At 48.0% G+C, this 25,810-nt stretch carries 7 protein-coding genes; all 7 read right to left on the bottom strand.

The features are described from left to right. Positions 1-75 precede the first annotated feature (75 nt). Positions 76-3,330 carry a PEP/pyruvate-binding domain-containing protein gene (locus ACO6VG_RS17460; protein ID WP_422474932.1) on the bottom strand — a complete coding sequence of 1,085 codons (3,255 nt, stop codon included), beginning with the start codon at positions 3,328-3,330 and terminating at the stop codon, positions 76-78. Positions 3,331-3,521: 191 nt separating this feature from the next. Continuing rightward, positions 3,522-8,411, bottom strand: coding sequence for a DUF4116 domain-containing protein (locus tag ACO6VG_RS17455; protein WP_422474930.1), 4,890 nt, complete (start codon positions 8,409-8,411; stop codon positions 3,522-3,524). A 191-nt stretch (positions 8,412-8,602) separates the two neighbouring features. Next, the gene (locus ACO6VG_RS17450; RefSeq protein ID WP_422474928.1) at positions 8,603-12,451 is read right to left on the bottom strand and encodes a DUF4116 domain-containing protein; all 3,849 of its coding nucleotides are present in this window, start codon (positions 12,449-12,451) and stop codon (positions 8,603-8,605) included. Positions 12,452-12,604: 153 nt separating this feature from the next. Beyond that, on the bottom strand, positions 12,605-16,069 hold the full coding sequence (locus ACO6VG_RS17445) for a DUF4116 domain-containing protein (RefSeq protein WP_422474926.1): 3,465 nt from the start codon (positions 16,067-16,069) through the stop codon (positions 12,605-12,607). 186 nt (positions 16,070-16,255) lie between these two features. After that, positions 16,256-16,609 carry a hypothetical protein gene (locus ACO6VG_RS17440; RefSeq protein WP_422412973.1) on the bottom strand — a complete coding sequence of 118 codons (354 nt, stop codon included), beginning with the start codon at positions 16,607-16,609 and terminating at the stop codon, positions 16,256-16,258. 296 nt (positions 16,610-16,905) lie between these two features. Beyond that, a complete protein-coding gene (locus tag ACO6VG_RS17435) occupies positions 16,906-21,813 on the bottom strand; it encodes a DUF4116 domain-containing protein (RefSeq protein WP_422474924.1) in 4,908 nt (1,635 codons plus the stop codon). Between the two features lie 179 nt (positions 21,814-21,992). Continuing rightward, the gene (locus ACO6VG_RS17430) at positions 21,993-25,706 is read right to left on the bottom strand and encodes a PEP/pyruvate-binding domain-containing protein (protein ID WP_422474921.1); all 3,714 of its coding nucleotides are present in this window, start codon (positions 25,704-25,706) and stop codon (positions 21,993-21,995) included. Between the last annotated feature and the right edge of the window lie 104 nt (positions 25,707-25,810).

Genomic DNA, 25,810 nt, shown 5'->3' with positions numbered 1-25,810 from the left:
AACAGGCACCAGTAAAAATGACAATAAGCCGTTAAGGTCAAGGTTGTCAGAATAGATCAGACCTGATTCACAAAATTATTGATCGTACCTAAAAGCAAAGTATTCATTTCGCAGCCGTTGACTGGCATATAGAAGCCCATTCCTCTGAAAGGCTTTCTCGACTTTCTCTTTATGCTCACTGAACAGCTGATCAGTTGAAACGACAAAATTCAACTGGTAATCTTCTGATGGTTTGATAATAAAACTTTTACCCTTCAAATGGGGATACACATCCTCAAACAACGGAGTCACCAATCCGGGATCTACTAATAAAGAATGATGCAAAAGTTCCCTGCGATTGGCCTCACCAATATCATCACTCAGCAGCACTTTTTCATAAGCATTCTCCAAATTAACTAACCGCCGGGAATGATCAATAAATTGCATCTGCTGGTGGTTTAATAACCGGTAGCAACTGGGAAGAATGTCATATTGCTGACTAAGAGCCATTAAGAAAAGACAATGTTGAAAGGCGAATCTATCTGCTTCTGTCACAACATCACTATCAAGGCGTTGTGCAAGCAGGTTAAAGTTCCACTCAACCTCTTCAAAAATGCTTTTATCCTCTAAAAAAAGATCCAGATTCTGAACAGCAAGTAAAGCTGTTATCAGTTTTTCGAAAGCCTTCTGCATGGTTTCAGGTGATGTCATTCGGGGGCATTCGACGATAATCTGCCCTGCAACGGCGTTGCAGCTTAGCTTCATGCTATCAGCATTTTCGTCCAGTTCGATGGCTTTCAGTAACTGCACCAGAAACCACATACGTTTCAGCTTACCCGGTTCTTCACTACCATCCGATGGATGAAATGTGTCAGAAAATTTCAGCCGCAAGGTTCGTCCTTTCCCCCCCTCGGCCTTTTCAAGCAGCTCAATTAAGCCCCAGTGTTCGCCAAACTTCATGTTAACAATCAAGGCTCCCTCCATAGTGACGACCGTCGCATGACGCACTAATCTCTTGAGAGATGTTTTGCAGGACGTACTGATTAGCGGGACTGTTTCACCCGGGGTCGAGCACTCAACATAAGTGACGTTCTTATCCATAGATATCTTGCCCTGACCCGAGGTCAGTGTGACCGGTGCCAGCGCCTCTACAAAGCGCTTATGCAGGGCAAAAATCAGTTCATGGACACTTCGAACCTGCTCAGCTTCTCTGGGGTTGAGTGCTTGCAGACAAGATTGCAGCTGGTGGCAAGCAAACACCCACTGCCGAAACACTAACGGGGCAACCAGTCTTTCTTTAGCGGCTTGCATTGGCAGAATGACACTGTCTAACTTTGATTCCACGGTCTCTTTCAGCTCCACAAACCGTTCCCTCAGGAGTGGAAATTCATCCTGCAATAACTTGACATGGGGTGAATCTTTTTTCCCGGCCAGCCGCAAGAATGCCTGGTAGCCCTTCAACAGGGCTTCAGCTCCATAAATCAGCCTGTTAACCCTGTCTCTGGTCTCTGCCAGTAGCTCTGAACGTTGTGCCGACATGCTCAGTTTTATCGGGTTTGCCAGACAATCCAGTTCGCTGCCGAAGTTAAAGAATGACAGGAGCCGGGCGTTTTGGTCGGTGAGCCATTGAAAGGCACTGGTGACCCTGGAGAATGTGCCTGGAGGGGGGGACAAATCATCCCGTGACGGGAGAGTTTTTGCTAAGGGCATATCCGCAAAATCAGAGGACAGACTGCTGTGACACGCCAGTTTTTCGGTAAAGTCACCGGCGACAATAAAGGCGCCGGGCTTACCCCTGAAACGGGCACAGGCCAGCGTCGCCTGTTGGCCAACAAGAGTATCCATTGCCGCAAACTGACCAGCAACCAGCATCAAAGTTTTTCGTTTCTGTTTCATGAGAATGGCTACATGGTCATTGAATCCTCCTTCGAGAAGGACAAAACCCCCTGCCCGATCCAGGAACCCGGGCTCAAGCATCCAGTCTTCAGCGTGGTGGGCCACGACAATGGCTCTCTCTGGCATAGAGCCTGCCTGTCGTTTTTTGGCCAGCCAGATGGGTCCGGTACAGTAGCCTTCGCTGACGCTTTCGCCAATGGCCAGGGTCTGTTCGGGTATGGGCATGTTAAAATCCATGCCGCCAGAGAGTCGGGTAACAGGGCGCACCTGTAACAGGATCGGACGACCCTGACGATCGATGGCAAACTCCACATCCACTGGGCAGCACAACAGGTTTTCCAGTCTTGTCACATAGCCAATGAGTTTTGAAACCATGTCATCAGTGAGTGCATGTCTAGCGCCGTCGGATTGGGCATCGGCATCAAAAACCTCAGTTTCCGAATAACCGTTATCATTTTTTTTCAGGATAAAGTAACTGGAGATCGTCCCGGGAAAGTATCGGAAACTGTTAACTTCTTCTGTGCGATCCTCACGATAAATATCAATACGGTGGGGCCTGTTACCAGACTGCCCTGACACGACACCTTTGGGCTGACCATATGTGTACTCAAGCCTGACGGTATTCTCCTGAAAGGATTGATAACTCATGGCAACCCCGCCATATCGACAATCAATGCACTGTTGGATGATCAGTGCCATGGGTTGCGGTATGCCTTCGGAGCAGACTTCAGGCCGGTAAGCTGAAGCCATGACCTCAAGGCAGGTTCGCAATACATCCTCTTCTCCCTGAAGTTTCGAGAGGTATTTGCCCGCCTGGGCATCGCCATAGTTATCTTCATTAATGCCAGAACTGCGGACGATAAACGGCTGTGATGGGCAGAGTTTTTCCAGCAGACAGCGCAGGTCTCTGATTTCCCGGGCTGCTTCAGAATCTTTAACCTGTTGGTAACAGTCATCACTGGCAATAAATGTTGCCAGACCCGCCAGCCAGTCTTTCCTTTTGGCTTGCTCAGAAGGTGGCAAAGTAGTGACGTATTTCCTGATCTTCGACAGGCTGGTCTCTGCCTCCGGTTGATCAGGAATCCAGGGGAGATAGCGGGCCAGGCAGCGGCGATCCAGAGGCTCATGTTCAAGTGCATTCATGACCTGGATTGTCACACATTCAAAGGGTGGAACAGGCAGGTCGGCTTCCTTCATGCGCTGCAAAAACATTCCCTTACCCCCCAGCAGATGGCGGCTGGGGGGAGAATAGTCATCAGCCTGATCTGAAACAGGTGAACGGCAAAGACGGTCGGCTAACGATGTCTGGATGGGAAAGCTAGTGGAATCAGGATCACTGAAATACCTTTTGTGTGGACTCTCACCCCCGTCGAATAGACCCTCAGCCCCGGGAATCTGATTTGAATTGGTTGCCGGAGTCGGAGAATCTGCCCTTTGATAGCAAGTGGGTAACATCAAAATATCCCTCTCATGTTAATATTCATCCATGTGACTCAATGACTGGAAGGTCAATAAACCTTTGACAATAGTTTTTTTATAAAGTTCACCACTCAGGCTGAACCACGCAATAGGGGGAACAACAATGAGCTGTCAACACAGTTGGCACTGTTTAGCGTTGTCAGAATAAATGAAACCTTGTTCAGAGATTACTCGAGGTGTTGACTCACTTCGGGGTTTCTTTTTTTTGCTGCCTCAATAAAAGCCAAATTTTGTTTAAGCTCGGAGTCAACATAAATAAAAGCAGCAGAATCCTTTTGAATCAGGTCCAGCATATAATCACGATCCTTCAATACCGTATTGTTGACATACATCAGGCAATTAATATTGACAGCTATTAAGGTTTTAATAATGTTTTTATCGCTCCGAATTCTTTCACTGGCATATTGCAAAGCGCCTAAAGAATTTGTAACAGCGGCTACGACAACCTTCTCATCATCCTGAACTGTCGGGCTGGCATATTGCAGATGACAACCATCTTTAGTGATCGCAAGCATGACGACCTCTGCAACATTCTGCAACTCCTCACTGACATATTTCAGGCTATCCGGATGTATCGCAACAGTTGCCAATACAAGGTCTTTATCATTGCGAATCCGTTGGCTGGCATGTATCAGTCCATCCCTGAGCAAGAAATGCCTGAGCTGTTCTTTATTATCCCCAAGCGACTGAACCGGTGAGAAATCAAACTTCAGGCTGTAACTGCAGGATGGCTTGATCACAAAGTAATGATCTTTCAAATGGGGATACACAAGCTCGACCCATCGATTAGCCCTACCGGGATCTAACAATAAAAAATGATGCAGAAGTTCCCTGCAGATGTCCTCAGGAAGCTCATCACTAATTAACACTTCCCGAAGGTTGTCCTTTGATTTAACCAACCGATAACCATGATCAATAAACTGTTGTTGATGATTGTTTAATAACTGACAGCAATCGGGATCAATGCCATATTGGTAATTATCAATCATCAAGAAGAAGCAATGTTGAAAGGCGAATCTATTGGCTTCTGCCGCAACATCGCTATCAAGGCGTTGCGCAAGCGAGTTAAAGCACCACCGCCCCTCGTCGAAAATACTTATCGAGCCCAGGAGTATATCCAAAGAAATAACTGCTCTTAATGCCGTTATCAGTTTTACAAAGGCATCCTGCATGGCTTGAGGTGATGTTATTTGCGAGCATTCGACCATCACTTCCGCCGCTGCAGCGTTGCAAACAGACCTGATACTATCAGCATTTTCGCCCAGTTCAATAGCTTTCAGTAACTGCACCAGAAACCACATACGTTTTAACTTGCCAGGTGCATCACTGCAATCAATACAGGAAAATTTATCAGAAAACTTCAACCGCAAGGTACTTCCTTTTCCCTCATCTGCATTTTCAATCAGCTCGATTAAGCCCACAAGACCGAATAACTCAAAGTTAACAATCAGGTTATCATCCATACTGATCACAGTTCCTCTAAGAGGTCTTGATTCTCTGAGGGATGCTCTGCAGGACGGACTCAATACCTGTGCCTTTTCAGCCGTGCCACCCTGAGTCCTGCAATCAACATAGATGAAGTTCTCGTCTCTGGATAGCATGCCCAGAGCCGAGGCCGTGGTAACCAGTGTCCGGGCCTCTGTTAAGACCCAATGCAAGTTAAAAATCAGGTCATTGACACGGCGGACCTCCTCAGTCTTCAAAAGATTGAGAGTTTTAAAACAGCACAAGACGACTTGTTTATCATGCTTCAGTGCTTTACTCACATATTTCAGGTTGTATGGATTTGCGGCAATGGTTGCTAATACAAGGTCTTTATCATTTCGAACCCGTTGGCTGGCATATTCCAGTCCATGCTTCAAAAAGAAACTCTTGACCTTTTCTCTATCTTCCGGAAGTGACTGGGCTGGTGGAGCATTAATCCCCATCCTGTAGCTGCAGGATGACGTTTCAATAACATAGTATTGATCTCTCAAATCGGGATAAACACCCTCAACCAATGGAATAGCCTTTTGGGCATCTATCAATAACAGGTGATGTAAAAGCTCCCTGCGGGTGTCCTCACTGATCTCATCACTCATTAACACTTCCCGAAAATGCTCCTTCGGCTTTTTCCAGCACTCTTCTAACCGTTGAACATAATCAATAAATTGTTGGTGTTGTTTACTTAATAACTGACAACAATCGGGACTCATCCTGGAATAGTCATAAATCGTTGAGAAAAGACAATGTTGAAAGGCAAATCTATCGGCTTCTGTCGCTATATCTCTATCAAGACGTTGCGCAAGCAAGTCAAAATTCCACTGATCCCCTTCAAAAAGGGTGCAGTCCTTTAAATAAATATCTATATCCTGAATAGCATGCAAAGCTGTCATCAGTTTTACAAAGGCATCCTGCAGGGTTTGACGTAATGTCATTCGGGCGCATTCGACAATCATTTCTCCCGCTACGGCATTGCAACTGAGCTTCATATTACCAGCTTGTCCATCCAGATTGATCGCTCTCAGTAACTGCACCAGAAACCACATACGTTTCAACTTGCCGGGGCCATCACTGCCATCAGCTCTGGCAAACCGGTCAGAAAATTTCAGCCGCAGGGTACGTCCTTTGCCCCCCTCTGCGTTTTCAAGTAGTTCGATAAGGCCCACATGTTGTCCTAATTCAAGGTTAACAATCAAAGCATCATCCATAATGATGACAGTTCCTCGACACTCTGATCTTATCAGGGATACCTTGCAGGACCGATTAAATAGCGGTGCCTTTTCAAACGGGCCTCCTGGAGTCCTGCAATCTACATAAGTGACCGGCCACCCCCCGCTTATCCTGCCCTGACCCGAGGCCAGAGTGACCGGTGCCAGTGCCTTGACGAAGCGCTTATGCAAGGCAAAAATCAGTTCGTGGACACTTCTGACCTGCTCAGGCGTATTGGGGTTGAGTGCCTTAAGAGAGGATTGCAGCTGATGACAAGCTGCCAGCCACTGTCGAAAAACCCCCATGGATTTCTGACCTTCTCCACCGGCTTGCAGGGGAAGGATGAACGTTTCTGACACTGACTGGATGTTCCCTTTCAATGTCTCGAACCGATTGCTCAGTTGCGGTAATTCCTTCAGCCATGGCTGGACCTTGGAAGGATCCCTGTTAGCGGCCAGCTGCAGGAGTGACTTGTACCCATCCAGCAATGCTTCAGCCCCATAAATCAGCCGGTTTACACTGTCCCTGGTCCCTGCCAGCAATTTTGACCGTTGTGGCGACATGCTCAGTTTTATCGGGTTTGCCAGACAATCCAGTCCGCCGCCGGAGGCAAAAAATGCCAACAGGCGGGCGTTTTGATCTGTGAGCCACTGAAAACCACTGGTAACCTGATCGAATGTGCCTTCAGCGGGGGACAAATCCTCCCGTGACGGAACAGCGTTGGCTAACGGCACATCAGACACAGCAGAACAGAGACTTCTGTGACTGACCAGTTTTCCAGTAAGGTCACCAGCAACAATAAAGGCACCGGGCTTACCCTTAAAACAGCCGCAGGCCAGGGTCGCCTGTTGGCCGTCCTGAGCGACCACTGCCGTAAGCTGACCACCAGCCAGCAGCAACGTTTTTCCAGCCTGTTTCATAAGGATCGCTACATGATCATTGAATCCTCCTTCGGCAATGACAAATCCCCCTGCCTGCTTCAGGAACTCAGGCTCAAGCATCCAGTCTTCAGCGTGTCGGGCCACGACAATGGAACCCGCTGGCATAGAGTCTGCCTTTTGTTCCCTGGCCAGCCAGATGGGTCCGGTACAGAAGCCCTCGCTGACGCTCTCGCCAGAGGCAATGGTCTCTTCCGGTATGGGCATGGCGAAATCCATGCCGCCAGAGAGTCGGGTAACAGGACGCACCTGCAACAGGAACAGACGACCCTGGTGATCAATGGCAAACTCCGCATCCACAGGGCAGAGCAACAGGTCTTCCAGCTTTGCCACCACCTCCCTGAGTAATGAAACCATCTTATCGCTGAGTTGCCGTTCACCGTCGTCTGATTGAACGCCAACATTATCAATTCTTGTTTCCGAATAGCCGTTATTGTTCTTGTGCAGGATGAAGTGACTTGAGATCGTCCCGGGAAAGTATTGAACGTCTTCAGCGCCTGCCTTGCGATAAATATCGATACGGTGGGGCGTATTACCGAACTGTCCTGCTACTGCGCCCCTGGGCTGACCGGGTGTGAACTCAATCCTGACGGTATCATCCTGAAAGGATTGAAAGCTCATAATGACCCCGCCGTATTTGCAATCAATACACTGTTGGATAACCAGCGCCATGGGTTGCGGTACACCTTCGGAGCAGACTTCAGGCCGGTAAGCTGAAGCCATGACCTCAAGGCAGGTTCGCAATACATCCTCTTCTCCCTGAAGTTTCGAGAGGTATTTGCCCGCCTGGGCATTGCCGTAGTCATCTTCATTAACGCCAGAACTGCGGACAATAATCGGTTGTGACAGGGAGAGTTTGTCCAGCTGACGACGCAGGTCTCTGATTTGTTGGGCCGCTTCAGACTCTTTAACCTGTTGGTAATAGTCATCACTGGCAATAAATGTTGCCAGACCCGCCAGCCAGTCTTTCCTTTTGGCTTGCTCAGAAGGTGGCAAAGTAGCGACGTATTTCCTGATTTTCGACAGGCTGGTCTCTGCCTCCGGTTGATCAGGAATCCAAGGGAGATAGCAGGCCAGGCAGTGCCGATCCAGAGGCTGATGTTCCAGTGCATTCATCACCTGGGTTGTCACACATTTAAAAGGTGGAACACGCAGACCGGCTTCCTTCATGCGCTGCAAAAACATTCCCTTACCCCCAAGCTGATGGCGGCTGGGGGGAGAATAGTCATCAGCCTGATCTGAAACAGGTGAAGAGCAAAGACGATTGGCTAATGATGTCTGGACGGGAACGCTAGTGGGATCAGGATCACTGAAATACCTTTTGTGTTTACTCTCAGCCCCGTCGGATAGACCCTCAGCCCCGGGAATCTGATTTGAATTGGTTGCCGGAGTCGGAGAATCTGCCCTTTGAGAATAAGCGGGTAACATCAAAATATCCCTCTCATGTTAATATTCATCCATCTGACTCAATGACTGGAAGGTCAATAAACCTCAGACAATAGTTTTTTTATAAAGTTCACCACTCAGGCCGAACCAGGCAATAGGGGAAACAACAATGAGCTGTCAACACAGTTGGCACTGTTTAGCATTGTCAGAGTAAATAAAACCTTGTTCGGAGATTACTTGAGGTGTCGAATCACTTCGGGGTTTCTTTTTTTTGCTGCCTCAATAAAAGCCTTATATTGTTTAAGCTCATCAAACGCATACAAAAAAGCAAAAGAGTCCTGTTCAATTAAGTCCAACATATACTCCCGATCATTCAATAATGTTTTCCTGACGTTTTGTAGAATATCAATATTAACGGCTATCAGGTTTTTAATAATGTTTTTATCGCTTCGGATTCTTTCACTGGCATAAGACACAGGTCCTGAATAAGCTGCAACTGCAGCCCTGACAATCTCTTCATTGTCCCGAAGTCTCGGGCTGGCATATTTGAGATGTATACCATCCCGTTTGATTGCGACCATGACAATTTCATAATTATCCCGAAGTCTCGGGCTGGCAAATTCCAGATAACTGCCATGAACAGTGACTGCAGCCATGACAATTTCATAATTATCCTGAAGTTTCGGGCTGGCATATTTCAGAGAAGAGCCATTTTGAGTGACTGCAGCCATGACGACCACTTTATCATTCTTGAGTTTTTCACTCGCATATTTCAGGTTATCTGGATGTCTTGCAAGGGTCGCTAATACAAGGCTTTTATCATTTCGAACCTGCTGGCTGGCATATGTCAGCCCTTCCTTCACCACAACATTCCTGACCTTTTCTTTGTGATCGGGAAGCGCCTGCCCCGGTGGCACATCAAACATCAGCGTGTAATCCCATGATGGCTTAATAATATAGTATTGGCCTCTCAAACGAGGATAGACAAGCTCAAACAGTGGAGTCGCCTCATCGGGATTGAGCCATAAAAAATGATGCAGTACCTCCCTGCGGGTGTCCTCACCCACCTCATCACTCATTAACACTTCCGAAAAATTCTTCTCCGATCGAAAGAACCGCCGACTATGATTAATAAACTGCTGTTGATGGTCGCTTAAGAACGAGTAGCAAGCATCTGAAATACCGATCGCAGCGGAGTAATATAGTGTGCATAAGCCATGTTGAATTAAGCATTTTTGAAAGGCGAATCGATCGGCTTCTGTCACAACATCGCTATCAAGGCGTTGTGCAAGCAAATTAAAGCACCACTGATCTCCTTCAAAAAGGGCTATATTACGTATGTACAGATCCAGACTATAGGTTGAATACAATGCCATTATCAGTTTTTCAAAAGCCTGCTGCAGGATTTTACGTGATGACATTCGGGAGCATTCAACAATCATTTCACCCACTGCGGGATTGACACTGATCTTCATACCATCTGCCTCTTTATCCAGTTCAATTGCCTTCAGCAACCGCGCCAGAAACCACATACGCTTCAACTTGCCGGGTTGTTGATAGCCATCAGGGCTCCGAAACCGGTCTGAAAATCTAAGCCGCAAGGTTCTTTCTTTCCCTCCTTCTGCGCATTCAAGTGCCTCGATAAGGCCTAAATGATGCCCAAGCTCCAGATTAACCAACAAGGCATCATCCAGACTGACGACAGTTACCGGGTGCCTTGATTGTTCAAGCAATGCTTTGCCTGACTGCCTCAATAACGGCACCTTTCCATCTGAGCCACCCGGAGTCGTGCAATCGACATAGGTGATTTTCTTTTCTGTAGATATCCTGCCCTGTCCCGAAGCCAGAGTGACCGGTGCCAGTGCCTCTACAAAGCGCTGATGCAGGGCAAAAATCAGCTCATGGACACTTAGGACCTGCTCAGCTTTCCAGGGGTTGAGTGCCTGAAGATCGGATTGTAGCTTATGGCAATCGGCCAGCCATTGACGAAAGATACCGGGGAATGGCCGCCCTTCTTCAGCGGCTTGCATGGGCAGAATGACACTCTCCAGCCCTGATTGGATAGTCTTTTGCAACGTCTCAAACCGGCTGATCAGTTGCTGCAATTCATCCCGCAATAACTGAACCTCGGGCGAACCTTTCTCACCCGCCAGTTGTAAGAAGGCCCAGTAACCCTGCAACAGGGCTTCGGCCCCATAAACCAGCCGATTTACGCTGACTTTAGTCTCTGCCAGTATCCTGGATCGTTGTGGCGACATGCTGAGTTTTAGCGGGTTTGCCAAACCATCCAGTCCGCCACCAGGGGCAAAAAATGCCAGCAGGCGGGCATTTTGATCCGTGAGCCATTTGAAACCGCTGGCAACCTGAAGGAATGTACCTTCAGGAAAGGACAAATCATTCCGTGAGGGGACGGCTTTGGCTAGCGGCACATCAGAAACAGCTGAGGACAGGCTTCTGTGACTGGCCAATGTTCCGGTAAGGTCACCGGCAACAATAAAGGCTCCGGGCTTATCGTTAAAGCGGGCACAGGCCAGCGTCGCCTGTTGCCCAACCTGAGCTTCCACTGCCGCAAGCTGCCCACCGGCCAGCATCAACGTTTTTTGCTCTTGTTTCATAAGGATCGCAACATGATCATTGAATCCTCCATTGGCAATGACAAAACCACCAACCCGCTTCAGGAACCCGGGCTCAAGCATCCAGTCTTCAGCGTGTGGGGCCACGACAATGGCACCCTCTGGCATAGAGTCTGCCTTTTGTCGTCTGGCCAGCCAGAGCGTTCCGGTGCAAAAGCCTTCACTGACACCCGTACCTGTGGCAATGGTCTCTTCGGGTATGGACAGCGCAAAATCCATGCCGCCAGAGAGTCGGGTAACAGGGCGCACCTGCACCGGGAACAGCTGCCACTTACGATTGATGGCAAACTCGGCATCCACGGGGCAGAACAACAGGTTTTCCAGCGTTGTCGCCATCTCTCTGAGATCTGAGACCGTTTGATCACCAAGTAACTGTTCACCGTCGTCTGGCTGGGCACCGACATTATCAATTCTTGTTTCTGAATAACCGTGATTGTTTTTGTTCAGGACAAAGTGACTTGAAATCGTACCGGGAAAATATTGATAGCTGTCAGGGCCTTCCTCAGGAGAAATATCGATACGGTGAGGCGTGTTACCGGAGTGCCCCGCAACCACACCTCTGGGCTGACCCTGAGTAAACTCAACCCTGATGGTTCCATCCTGAAAAGATTGAAAGCTCATGACGACACCGCCGTATTGGCAGTCAATACACTCCTGGATGATCAGAGCCATGGGTTGTGGTATGCCTTCGGGGCAGACTTCAGGGCGGTAGCCTGAAGCCATGACTTTCAGACAGGTACGCAAAACATCGTCTTCTTCCTGAACCAAAGAGAGGTATTTGCCTGCCTGGGCATCGCCGTAATTATCTTCGTTGATGCCAGAACTGCGGACAATAATCGGTTGTGATAAAGAGAGATTGTCCAGCTGACGACGCAGGTCTGTGATTTGTTGGGCCGCTTCAGACTCTTTAACCTGCTGATAAAAGTCATCACTGGCAATAAATTCCGCCAGCCCCGTCAGCACCCCGGCTCTTTTGACGGGTTCTGAAGGTGGCAGAGTATTGAGGTATTCCCTGATGAGCGTCAGGCTGCTGTGCACACCCGGCTCATAGGCGATATCGGGAAGATAGCGAGTTAAAGAGTGAGGATCCAGAGGGTGTTGTTCAAGCGCATGAACGAGCTGAGTTGTCACACATCTGAACGCTGGAACACGCAGACCAGCTTCCTTCATGCGTTGCAAAAACAGTCCCTTACCCCCAAGCTGATGCCGGATGGGGGGAGAATAGTCATCAGCCTGATCTGAAACAGATGAACAGCAGGTGCGTTTGCTAAGGCACGTCGGGTCTGGAATGGAAGTGCTATCAAGATAACTGAAATATCTTTTGAGGTAATTAACAGCCCTGCCGTATAAACTACCAACCCTGCCGGATGAACTACCAGTCCCGGTAATCTCATCTGGATTCGTTGTTGGACTCCGAAGCGCTGACATTTGAGAATTAGCAGGTAACATCAAGATATCCCTCCCATGTTAATATTCATCCATGATTCATCTAGAAAAAACATCAATTAATCTTTTGACAATAATTTTTTTATAAAGTTCAACCTATACGATCCTTAAACACCGCTTTACTGACATATCTTAAGTTATCAAAACTGACAGCCATTAAGGCTTTGATAATGTTTTTTTATCGCTTCGAATTCTGTCACTGGCATATTTCAGGGCTGCTGAATCATGTTTGATAGCGGCTTTGACAACCTCTTCATTATCCCGCAGTTTGGTGCTGGCGTATTGCAGGCAACAACCATCTCCGGTGACTGCAGTGAGGACGACCTGTTTATCACTCCTCAGCTTTTCACTGACATATTTCAGGCTATACGGATGTATTGCAAGAGCCGCTAACATAAGGTCTTTGTCATTTCGAATTCGTTGGCTGGCACATTCTATGCCATGCTTGAGCAAGAAACTCCTGACCCTTTCTTTTTGCCCCCCGAGCAACGGCATCGGTGGCACATCAAACTCCAGACTGTAACTACAGGACCGTTTGATAACATAGTATTGATCTTTAAGATGAGGATACAAAAGCTCAACCCATTGACTGGCGTTACCAGGATATGACAATAAAAAATGATGTAATAGCTCCCTTAAGATATCTTCAGAGACCTGATCACTCATTAATAGTTCCCAAACATTGTCCTTCGATTTGACCAGACATCGACCTTGATCCATGAACTCTTGTTGATACTTGCTTAATAACGGGTAACACTCTGGAGCAATGCCATCTCGGATACTATTAACCATTGAGAAAAGGCAATGCTGAAAGGCGAATCTATTAGCTTCTGCCGAAGCATCGCTGTCAAGGCGCTGCGCAAGCCAGTTAAAGCTCCACCGACCTCCTTCAAACAGAGTTATCCGACTTAAGTATCGATCCAGACTAACTAATGAATATAATGCCTTGGTCAGTTTTACAAAGGCCTCCTGCATGTTTTCACGTGATCTCATGCGAGTGCATTCAACGATAATTTCACCCGCTACAGCGTTACAACTTGTCTTCATGCTACCCGCATTTTTATTGAGTTCGAACGCTTTCAGTAACTCCACCAGAAACCACATACGTTTTAATTTGCCGGGTGATTCACTGCCATCATCACTGTCAAAAGAGTCAGAAAATTTCAGCCGCAGGGTTCGTCCTTTCCCCCCCTCTGCACGATCAAGTAGCTCGATAAGACTCACATGAGTGCCTAACTTCAGGTTAACAATCAAGGCTTCATCCATACAGACGACAATCGCTTTACGAAACAATAATCCTTCGAGGGTTGCTTTGCAGGCTGGACTCAGTAGCGGTGCCGTTTCACTCGGAGTCCTGTGATCAATATAGGTGATGCGCTTTTCCCGAGAGACCCTGCCCTGACTCGAGGCAAGAGTGATCGGTGCAAGCGCATTTACGAAGCGCTGATGTACAGCAAAAATCAGTTCATGGACACTCTGTACCTGCTCAGCCCTCCAGGGGTTGAGAGCTTGAAGAAAGGATTGCAGCTGATCGCAGTCTGCCAGCCAATGACGAAACGTTACCGGAGATAGCTGCCCGTCTTCAGCAGCTTGCATTGGCATAATGATACTCTTCAAGCCGGATAGGATGGTCTGTTTCAGCATCTCAAAGCGGTTGGACAGGTGCAGAAATTCATCCAGCAATGGCTCAACCCGGGATGAACGGCTGTCGCCCGCCAGCCGCAGGAATGCCTCATAACCCTGCAACAGCTTTTCAGCTCCATAAATCAGTCGGCTTATGTTCTCTCTGGTGCCTACCAGTAACTCTGATCGTTGCGGCGACATGCTTAGTTTTATCGGGTTTTCCAGACAATCCAGTCCGCCGCCGGAGGCAAAAAATGCCAGCAGGCGAGCATTTTGATCCGTGAGCCATTGAAAACCGCTGGCGACCTGACAAAGTGTATCTTCAGAGGGAGACAAATCAGCCCGCGACGGGACGGCTTTTCCCGGCAGCACATCAGAGAAGGCAGAGGATAAATTTCTGTGACTGGCCAGTTTTCCGGCAAGGTCACCGACAACAATAAAGGCGCCGGGCTCACCATTAAAGCGAGCGCAGGCCAGCGTCGCCTGTTGGCCATCCTGAGCGATCACAGCTGCATACTCAGCACCGGCCCGCATCAAGGCTATTTTTTCCTGTTTCATAAGGATCGCTACATGATCATTGAAGCCTGCTTCGGCCAGCACAAAACCTCCTGCCCGTTTCAGGAAGCCAGGCTCAAGCATCCAGTCTTCTGCCTGCCGGGCGACGACAATGGCGCCCTTTGGCATAGAGTCTGCCTGTGTTTTTTTAGCCAACCAGAGTGGCCCGGTGCAGAAGCCTTCACTGATGCACTCGCCAATGGCCAGAGACTCTATGGGTATAGGCATGGCAAAATCCATGCCGCCAGAGAGTCGGGTAACAGGACGCACCTGCAACAGGAACAGGCTACCCTGATGATCGATAGCAAACTCCACATCCACGGGGCAGAGCAGCAGGTCTTCCAGTTTTGTCACCGCATCCCTGAGATCTGAAACCATTTTATCAGTGAGTTTTTGTCCACTGTCGTCTGATTGAGCATCGGCATTAGCAATGATTGTTTCCGAATAGCCGTTATTGTTCTTATGCAAGACAAAGTGACTGGAGATTGTTCCGGGAAAGTACTGATAGATGTGAGCTTCTTCTTTGTGATCTTCGCGATAAATATCAATGCGATGGGGCCGGTTACCGGACTGCCCTGCCACTGCGCCTCTGGGCTGACCACGTGTGTACTCAACCCTGATGGTATCTTCCTGAAAAGATTGAAAGCTCATGACGACACCGCCGTATCGGCAATCAATGCACTGTTGGATGATCAGTGCCATGGGTTGTGGTATACCTTCGGAACAGACTTCAGCCCGGTAACCTGAGGCCATGACCTTTAGGCAGGTGCGCAATACATCCTCTTCTCCCTGAACTTCCGAGAGGTATTTGCCCGCCTGGGCATCGCCGTAGTTATCTTCGTTGATGCCGGAACTGCGGACAATAACGGGTTGTGATCTGGAGAGTTTGTCCAGCTGATGGCGAAGAGTCCTGATGTGTCGGGCCGCTTCAGTATCTTTAACCTGTTCGTAATAGTCATCACTGGCAACAAATTGCGCCAGACCCAGCAGCCAGTTATCCCTTTTGCTTTGCTCTGAAGGCGGCAAGGCATTGAGGTGTTCACGGATGTTCTTGAGACAGGTCTCTGCCTTCAGTTCACGGTCAATCCCGGGGAGATAGCGGGCAAAGTTATCCAGAGGCTGTTGTTCAAGAGCACTCATGACTTGAGCAGTAACACATTCGAACGGTGGCACAGACAGACCGGCTTTCTTCATGCGCTGCAAATACATTCCTTTGCCACCAAGTTGTTCCCGGCTGGCGGCAGAACAGTCAGCAGCCTGGCCTGAAACAGGGGAACAGCAGGTGCGCTTGTTTAGCCACGTTGGGTCGGGAACGTCACTGAGATCAAGATGACTGAAATACCTTTTGGGGGAACTGGCAGCTCTGCTGGATGAACGACCAGCCCCGGTATTCTGCTCTGGGTTCGTTTTCGATATTTGAAGATCAATAGTTTCAGGCAACATCAAGATATCCCTCTCATTTATCCATAATTCAATGACTAACGCCTAAAAAATCGCTTATTACATATATGACAATTATTTTTTTATAAAGTTCACCACTCAGGCTGAACCAGGCAACAGGTAAACAACAATGAGCTATCAACACAGTTGGCACTGTTTAACGTTGTCTGAATAAACGCGTTAACTCTCTTAAGGGCGAGTCACCATAAGCTGGCCGTCGTCTCTCTTGACCACTATGAATTGCACAAAGGCAGTTCCTGCTGATGACTCATAGGGAATACCATTACCCAGGTCGTAGGCACTGACGGTAATTTTGCGTACCAGACATGCGCCTCGGGAAGGTGCAGTAAATGCCCCCCAGGGAGCGAGTGCATAGGTTTGTGTATCACAATCCCAAGCGGATCCGCCAATGTATTTGATTTCACCATATACATCGAGGTCAGTTTTATTAACGATATGGACATGAGACCAGGCAAAAACCTGAGTTGCAAACAGAAGCAATATGCCGGCGATCATGCTTCCTGACTGTTTTACCTTTAACATATTTCATAGCCTTAAGACTTAAATGACTGATTATATCACTCAGGCTTCTGACCCGCTCTCAGGGCAGTAAGTACCTGGCCAGTTGGTTTCGCATATTCTGGCGAGTGGATTTTTTCATCCTTCAAGGCGCAACGACGGGCGCGTAGCCATAGCTACGCAACCAGAGTTGGAACGCAGAAGGGTGGAAAAAGCCGCCGTCCAGAATATGCGAAACCAACTGGTTAGGTACTTATCCGTGCCGCCGTCTGCTTAAGCGACACACTGCAAACCAGAAACCACCAGACCGGGTTCATTCGCTAATGCGTTGCGTAAGGGAGGTGTTGACTCACTTCGGGGTTTCTTTTTTTTGCTGCCTCAATAAAAGCCTCATTCTGTTTAAGCTCGGGAGCAACAAAAATAAAAGCAGCAGAATCCTTTGCAATTAAGTCCAGCATGTACTCAGGATCCTCCAATATCGTTTTATTGACGTATATCAGGTTATTAACGTTGATAGCTATCAAGGTTTTAATAATGTTTTTATCGCTTCGAATTCTTTCACTGGCATATTTCAGAGCGCCTGAAGAATTTGTAACAGCGGCTATGACAACCTTCTCATCATCCTGAAGTGTCGGGCTGGCATATTGCAGATAACAACCATCTTTAGTGACTGTATGCATGACGACCTCAGCAACACTCTGCAGCTCCTCACCTACATATTCCAGGCTATGTGGATGTCTTGCAAGAGCCGCTATCACAAGGTCTTTATCATTGCGAATCCGTTGGCTGGCACATTTCAGTCCATCCCTGTGCAAGATATTCCTGACCCTTTCTTTATTATTACCAAGCGCCTGAACCGGTAAAAAATCAAACTTCGGGCTGTAACTGCAGGATGGCTTGATAACAAAGTAATGATCTTTCAAATGAGGATACACAAGATCAACCCATCGATTAGCCTCACCGGGATCTGACAATAAAAAATGATGCAGTAGCTCCCTGCGGGTGTCCTCAGGGAGTTCATTTCTCATTAATACGTCGCCAGGATTACCCTCCAATTTAAACAACCGATGACCATTATCAATAAACTGTTGTTGATGACTGCTTAATAACAAGTAGCAACTGAGATCAATGGCATATCGGTAACGTTCAGCCATTAAGAAAAGGCAATGTTGAAAGGCAAATTTATTGGCTTCTGCAGCAACATCGCTATCAAGGCGTTGCGCAAGCATGTTAAAGCTCCACTGACCCCCTTCAAAAACAGGTCTTGGGCCTAAAAACATATCCAAAGATCTAACAGCCTCTAATGCCCTTATCAGTTTCACAAAGGCACCCTGCATGACTTGAGTTGATGTTATTTGCGGGCATTCGACGATCACTTCAGCCGCTGCGGCGTTGCAACCAGGCTTCATGCTGGCAGCATTTTTATCCAGCTCTATCGCTTTCAGTAACTGCACCAGAAACCACATACGTTTTAACTTGCCAGGTGCATCACTACCATCAGAGTAGGAAAAATTGTCAGAAATTTTCAACCGCAAGGTACATTCTTTTTCCTCTTCTTCGTTTTTAAGTAGCTCGATAACGCCTACAAGATCGGTTATCTTAAAGTTAACAATCAAAGTATCATCCATACTGATAACAGTTCCTTCAAAAAGTGCTGATTCTCCAAGGACTGCTCTGCAGGACGGATTCAATAGCGTTGACTTTTCACCCGCGCCACCCGGAGTCGTGCAATCAACATATATGACCTTATCATCTCTGGATAGCATGCTCAGAGCTGAGGCCCTGGTAACCGGTCTCCGGGCCTCTGTCACGGACCTATACAAGTCAGAGATCAGGTGATTGACAATGCGTACCTCCTCAGTCTTCAAAAGATTGAGCGCTTTAAAACAGGTTAGAACGACTTCTTTATCACACTTCAGTTCTTCACTCACATATTTCAGGCTGTATGGATGTACGGCAATGGTCGCTAATACAAGATCTTTATCATTGCGAACCCGTTGGCTGGCATATTTCAGTCCCTGCCTGCGTAAAACATTCTTCACATTTTCTCTTTGAACCCCAAGGAACTGAATGGGTGAAACCTCGAAATTTACACTGCAACTGCAGGATGGATTGATAACAAAGTACTGATCTTCCAGCTCATACACCTCTTCAAACAATGGCGCAGCGTCATCAGGCTTTAACAATAAAAAATGCTGCAAGAGTTCCCTGCGGGTGTCCCCGGGGATCTTATCACTCATTAACGTTTCCAGAGGGGGGTGTATTGATTCAGCAAGCCGTCGACTATGACGAATAAACTGTTTTTGATGATTGTTTAAGAACTTTATTAATAATCGGTAACAATCCTCATTAACGTTATATTGAGCAGAATAAGCCATTAAGAAAAGGCAGTGTTGAAAAGCGAATCTATGGGCTTCTGTCGTAACATCGCTATCAACGCGTTGCATAAGGCTGTTAAAGCTCCACTGATCTCCATCAAAAATGGCTGCTGACTTTAAGTCCTCATCCAGGTTCTTAATGACAGATAATGCCGTTGTCAGTTTTACAAAAGCTGCCTGCATGATTTGATGTGATTTCATTCGGGGGTATTCGACAATCATTTCACCCGCTACGGCATTGCAACTGAACTTCATAGGACCCGCTTGTTCATCGAGATTGATCGTCTTCAGTAACTGCGTCAGAAACCACATACGTTTCAATTTGCCGGAACCATCACTGCCATCAGCTGTGGCAAACCGGTCAGAAAATTTCAGCCGCAGGGTACGTCCTTTCCCCCCTTCTGCTTCTTCAAGTAGCTCGATAAGGCCCACATGATGTCCCAGTTGAAGGTTAGCAATCAAAGCAGCATCCATAATGATGACAGTCGCTGCACACTCTGATCTTATGAGGGATGCATTGCAGGAGTGAGTGAATAGCGGTACCTTTTTAGCCGAGTCACCCGGAGTCCTGCAATCTACATAGGTGATGGGCCATATCCTGCTGATCTTGCCCTGACCCGAGGCCAGAGTAACCGGTGCCAGTGCCTTGACGAAGCGCTCATGCAAGGCAAAAATCAGTTCATGGAGACTTCGGAGCTGCTCGGGCGCATTGGGATTGAGTGCCTGAAGAGATGACTTTAGTTGCTGACACGCCGTCAACCAGTGTCGAAAAATGCCCATGGATTTCTGACCTTCTTCACCGACTTGCAGGGGAAGGAGCATCATTTCTAACTCTGATTGGATTTTCTCTTTCAACGTCTTGAACCGGCTGGTCAGTTCCGGTAATTCATTCAGCCATGGCCCGATTTCGGATGGGTCCTTTACGCTCGCAAGCTGCAGGAATGACTTGTACCCATTCAGCAATGCTTCAGCCCCATGAATCAGCCGGTTTACACTGTCCCTGGTCCCTGCCAGCAACTTTGAGCGTTGTGACGACATACTCAGTTTTATCGGGTTTGCCAGACAATCCAGTCCGCCGCCTGAGGCAAAAAATGCCAACAGGCGGGCGTTTTGATCTGTGAGCCACTGAAAACCGCTGGCAACCTGGTCGAATGTACCTTCAGCGGGGGACAAATCCTGCCGTGACGGAACGGCTTTGGTTAACGGCACCTCAGAAACAACAGAGGTCAGACTTCTGTAACTGGCCAGTTTTTCGCTAAGGTCACCAGCAGCAATAAAGGCTCCGGGATTACCTTTAAAGCGTGCACAGGCCAGCGTCGCCTGTTGCCCAACCTGAGCTTCCACTGCCGCAAGCTGCCCACCGGCCAGCATCAACGTTTTTCCTTCCTGTTTCATGAGGATTGCTACATGATCATTGAATCCTCCTTCGGCGATGACAAAGCCTCCTGCCTGCTTCAGGAACTCAGGCTCAAGCATCCAGTCTCCAGCGTGATGGGCCACGACAATGGCACTTTCTGGCATAGAGTCTGCCTCCTGTTCACTGGCCAGCCAGATGGGTCCGGTGCAGTAGCCTTCGCTAACGCTCTCGCCAGAAGCAATGGTCTCTTCCGGTATGGGCATGGCGAAATCCATGTCGCCAGCGAGTCGGGTAACAGGGCGCACCTGCAACAGGAACAGGCAACCCCGGTGATCAATGGCAAACTCCGCATCCACGGGGCAGAGCAAAAGGTCTTCCAGTTTTGTCACCGCGTCCCTGAGATCTGAAAGCATTTTATCAGTGAGTTTCAGACCACCGTCGCCTGATTGAGCATCGACATTATCAATTCTTGTTTCCGAAAAGCCATTATTGTGCTTGTACAGGATGAAGTGACTTGAGATGGTCCCAGGGTAGTATTGAACGTCTTCGGCACCTTCCTTGCGATAAATATCGATGCGGTGGGGCGTATTACCGAATTGTCCTGCCACTACGCCTTTGGGCTGACCCTTTGTGTACTCAACCCTGACGGTTTTATCCTGAAAGGATTGAAAGCTCGTAAAGACCCCGCCGTATAGGCAATCAATGCACTGTTGGATAACCAGCGCCATGGGTTGTGGTATGCCTTCGGGACAGACTTCAGGCCGGTAACCCGAGGCCATGACCTTAAGACAGGTTCGCAAAATATCCTCTTCCCCCTGAACTAAAGAGAGGTATTTGCCCGCCTGGGCATCGCCGTAGTTATCTTCATTGATGCCGGAACTGCGAACAATTACGGGCTGTGAGTTGGAGACTTTGCCCAGCTGAGAGCGCAGAACCCTGATTTGTCGGGCTGCTTCAGAATCTTTAATCTGTTCGTAATAGTCATTACTGGCAATTAATTTCGCCATACCCGACAGCCATTCATCCCTTTTGGTTTGCTCTGAAGGCGGCAGGGCATTGAGGTATTTCCTGATGTTTGCCAGGCTGGTCCCCGCCTCCGGTTCATAAATAATTCCGGGGAAGTAGCAGTCTAAAAGATGGGCATCCAGAGGGTGTTGTTCAAGCGCATTCATGACTTGAGCACTAACACATTCGAAGGGCGGAACAGACAGACCGGCTGCTTTCATGCACAACAAAAACATTCCCTTGCCCCCGAACTGTTCCCGTTCGGAAGGAGAACAGCCAGCAGCCTGCTCTGAAACAGCTAAACGGCAGAGACGTTTGGTTAAAGGGGTTTCGCTGGTCGAAACGCCACGGGGTACAGGATTATCGAAATGCCTTTTGATTGCACTGCGAACCCTGTTGGATAGACTGCCAGCCCCGGTGTTCTGATTTGAACAGGTTCCCGGGCTTCGGGGATCTAATTTGCCAAAATTTTCAGGTAAAGGTAACATCGCGACATCCACGTCATACTAAGTACTCATACATAATTTAATTGCCAGAAATTCAATGTATCACCCTGTTCAGGCAATGATATTTTTATAAAGTTCCCCCCGTCAGACTGAAATACGAAATAAAAAGAATGCCAATAAGCTGGCAACAGGGTTTGCACTGACCAACTTTTCAGAGCCATTCAGACCTTATCCAAAAGCTCTCTGGTGTATTGAATAACTGCGGGATTTCTTTGTTTTGCTGCCTCGATAAAAGCCTTATTAAGTTTAAGCCCGGGAGCAGCAAATTCAAAAGCACGTGGATTTTGTTCAATAAAATCGAGCATAGAATGGTAATTATTCAACACCGTATTACTGGCATATGCGAGGTAATCAATATTATGAGCAATGACACTTTGAATAATGTTTTTATCACTTCGGATTTTTTCACTGGCATACCTCACAACTGCTGGACGCTTTGCGATAGCCGCTATCACCAGCTCATCATAATTTGGGAGTTCCGGGCTGACGCAGCTCATACAATAGCTCTTCTGAGTAACTGCGGCTAGGATGACATCTTTATCACTCTTCAGTTCTTCACCTACATATTTCAGGTTAAATGGATTTACTGCAATGGCTTCTAATACAAGGTCTTTATCATTTCGAACCCGTTGGCTGGCATATTCCAGCCCATCTTTCAGCAAAGCTTGCCTGACCTTTTCTTTAATATCCGAAAGCGACTGAACCGGTGGAACAACAAACGTCAGCGTGTAAGCGTGTGATGGCTTGATAATAAAGTATTGGCCTCTCAAATGGTGATAAAAATCCTCAACCGGGCCAACAGAGTAATAGGGATCTAGCAATAAAAAATGATGTAAGAGCTCCCTGCGCATGCTCTCATTCATGTCATCACTCATAAATATTTCCTTCAGACTCGCCTCCGGTTTTTTCCCTGAATAGACTAAAGACCGACACTCCCCTAATCGCTCAGTATGATGAACAAACTGTTGAAGATGGTTACTGAGTAACTGGCAACAAGCGGGACTCATCCAATAATCGTTCTTATAAAACATTGAAAAAAGGCAATGTTGAAAGGTGAATCTATCAGCTTCTGTCGCAACAACGGGATTAAGACGTTGTGCAAGCAAGTTAAAATCCCAATGAGGTTCTTCAAAAATGTCTTCGTAATCAAAGAGAATATCAAGATCAGTCATAGAATCTAAAACAAGCATCAGCTTTTCAAAGGCATACTGCATAGCTTGAGGTGATTGCATTCGCGTACATTCGACAATAACTTCACGCGCTACCGCATTGTAACTGAGCCTCATTGGATCAGCATTTTCATCCAGTTCGATGGCCTTCAGAAACTGTGTCAGAAACCAGACCCGCTGTAACTTGCCGGATTTATATAAGCCACCAGGTCTATCGAATTGGTCAGAAAATTTCAGCCGCAAGGTTCGTCCTTTCCCACCCTCTGCGTTTTCAAATAATTCAACAAGGCTGACATGAACGCCTAATCCCAGATTAACCAACAAGGCATCATCCATAATGACAACAGTCCCTGAAAGCTCTAATTCATTCATAATGGCTTTACCGGTTGGACTCAATAGCAACGCATTTTCATCAGGATTACCCTGGGTCGTGTAATCAACATAAGTGATTCGCTTTTCCCTGGATAACCGGCCCTGACCCGAGTCCAGAGTGATCGGTGCCAGTGCTTTTATAAAGCGCAGATGCAGCGCAAAAATCACTTCATGGACACTTTGGAACTGCTCAGCCTCCCTGGGATTGAGTGCTTGAAGACAAGATTGCAGTTGTTGGCAGGCTGACAGCCAATGACGAAACGATAACTGCCGTTCTTCATCGTCATCCTGGGGCAGGATGATAGCCTCCAGCAATGATTGGATGGTCTGTTTCAGTGTCTTGAACCGGTTGCTTAATAGTAGTACTTCATCCTGCAATAACTGAACCTCTGATGAACTGCTGTTACCCGCCAGCAGCAGGAATGCCCGGTACCCATCCAGCATTGCTTCAGCTCCATGAACCAGCCTGTTTACACTGTCTCTGATCTTTGCCAGTATCCCGGATCGTTGTCGAGACATGCTCAGTTTTACCGGATTTGCCAGACAATCCAGTCCGCCGCCGGAGGCAAACATTGCCAACAGACGGGCATTCTGATCTGTGAGCCATTGAAAACCGTCGGCAACCTGAAGGAATGTGCCTTCAGGGGGGGACAAATCATCCCGTGACGGGACGGCCTTTGCCAACGATAGATCAGAAAATGCAGAGGACAGGCTTCTGCAACTGGCCAGTTTTCCGCTAAGGTCACCGGCAACAATAAAGGCTCCGGGTTTTTCGTTAAAGCGGGCACAGGCCAGCGTCGCCTGTTGCCCAACCTGAGCGACCACTGCCGTAAACTGGCCACCGGCCAGCATCAAAGCTATTTCTGCCTGTTTCATGAAGATTGCTACGTGATCATTGAATCCTCCCTCAGCAATGACAAAACCACCAACCCTCTTCAGAAACTCAGGCCCAAGCATCCAGTCTTCAGCATGGTGGGCCACGACAATGGCTCCCTCTGGCATAGAGCCTGCCTCTGGCTGACTGGCCAACCAGAGTGGACCGGTGCAGAAGCCTTCGCTGACGCCCTCGCCAATGGCCAGGGTCTCTTCGGGTATGGACATGACAAAATCCATGCCACCAGAGAGGCGGGTAACAGGGCGCACCTGCAAAAGGAACAGACACCCCTGATGATCAATAGCAAACTCCACATCCACGGGGCAGAGTAATAAGTTTTCCAGCTCTGTCAGCCACTCCATGAGTGTCGAAACCGTGTCATCACTGAGTTGTTGTCCAACGTCGCCTGACTGGGCATCGGCATTATCAATTCTTGTTTCCGAATAGCCGTTATCGTTCTTTTGCAGGATGAAGCGACTTGAGATCGTCCCCGGAAAGTATTGAGAGCTGGCAGCTTCTTCTTCACGATCCTCGCGATAAATATCAATACGGTGGGGCCTGTTTCCGGACTGCCCTGCCACTGCGCCTCTGGGCTGACCCCGTGTGTACTCAATCCTGACGGTATCATCCTGAAAGGATTGAAAACTCATGGCGACTCCGCCATATCGACAATCAATGCACTGTTGGATAATGAGCGCCATGGGTTGCGGTATGCCTTCGGGACAGATTTCAGGCCGGCAAGCTGAAGCCATGACCTTGAGACAGGTTCGCAAAATATCTTCTTCTCCCTGAACCAAAGAGAGGTATTTGCCCGCCTGGGCATCGCCGTAATTATCCTCATTGATGCCAGAGCTGCGGACAATAACCGCTTGTGATGCAAGGAGTACACCCAGCTGACGGCGCAGACCAGCTATTTGTCGAGCCGCTTCAGAATCTTTAACCTGTTGGTAATAATCATTACTGGCAATAAATTCTGCCAGACCCGACAGCCAGTCATCCCTTTTGGTTTGCTCTGAAGGCGGCAAGGTATTGAGGTAGTCACGAATGTTCCTCAGGCTGTTCCCTGTGTCCCACTCATGGACAATCCCGGGAAAATAGCGGTCTAAAAGATGGCTATCCAGAGGGTGTTGTTCAAGCGCATTCATAACTTGAGCAGTCACACATTCGAAGGGCGGAACAGACAGACCAGCCTTTTTCATGCGCCACAAAAACATCCCCTTGCCCCCGAGTTGTTCCCGATTGTGAGGAGAATAGCCAGCAGTCTGATCTGCAACAGATGGACGGCAGTGACGCTTGGTCAGGGGAGTTTCGCTGGTCGCAACGCCACAGGGATAAGGATCACTGGAATGCCTTTTAGATAAACTGCTAATCCCCTTGGATGAACTGTCGGCACCAGCATCCCGATTTGGATCAGTTTTCGGGATTTGACCCTCTGAACGGCCAGAATGAGCAGGAAACATCAAGACTTCCCTCCGTTATTGATATTCATCCATGATTCAATCGCTGACGAATAAACAAATCCCTTTCTATTGACAATAATTTTTTTGTAAAGTTCAGCCTGAAG

The sequence above is a fragment of the Endozoicomonas sp. ALB032 genome (genome assembly GCF_049310125.1).
Classification (GTDB): domain Bacteria; phylum Pseudomonadota; class Gammaproteobacteria; order Pseudomonadales; family Endozoicomonadaceae; genus Endozoicomonas_A.
Note: the sequence above shows the minus strand (reverse complement) of the source record. Positions and strands in the feature narration are given on the sequence as shown.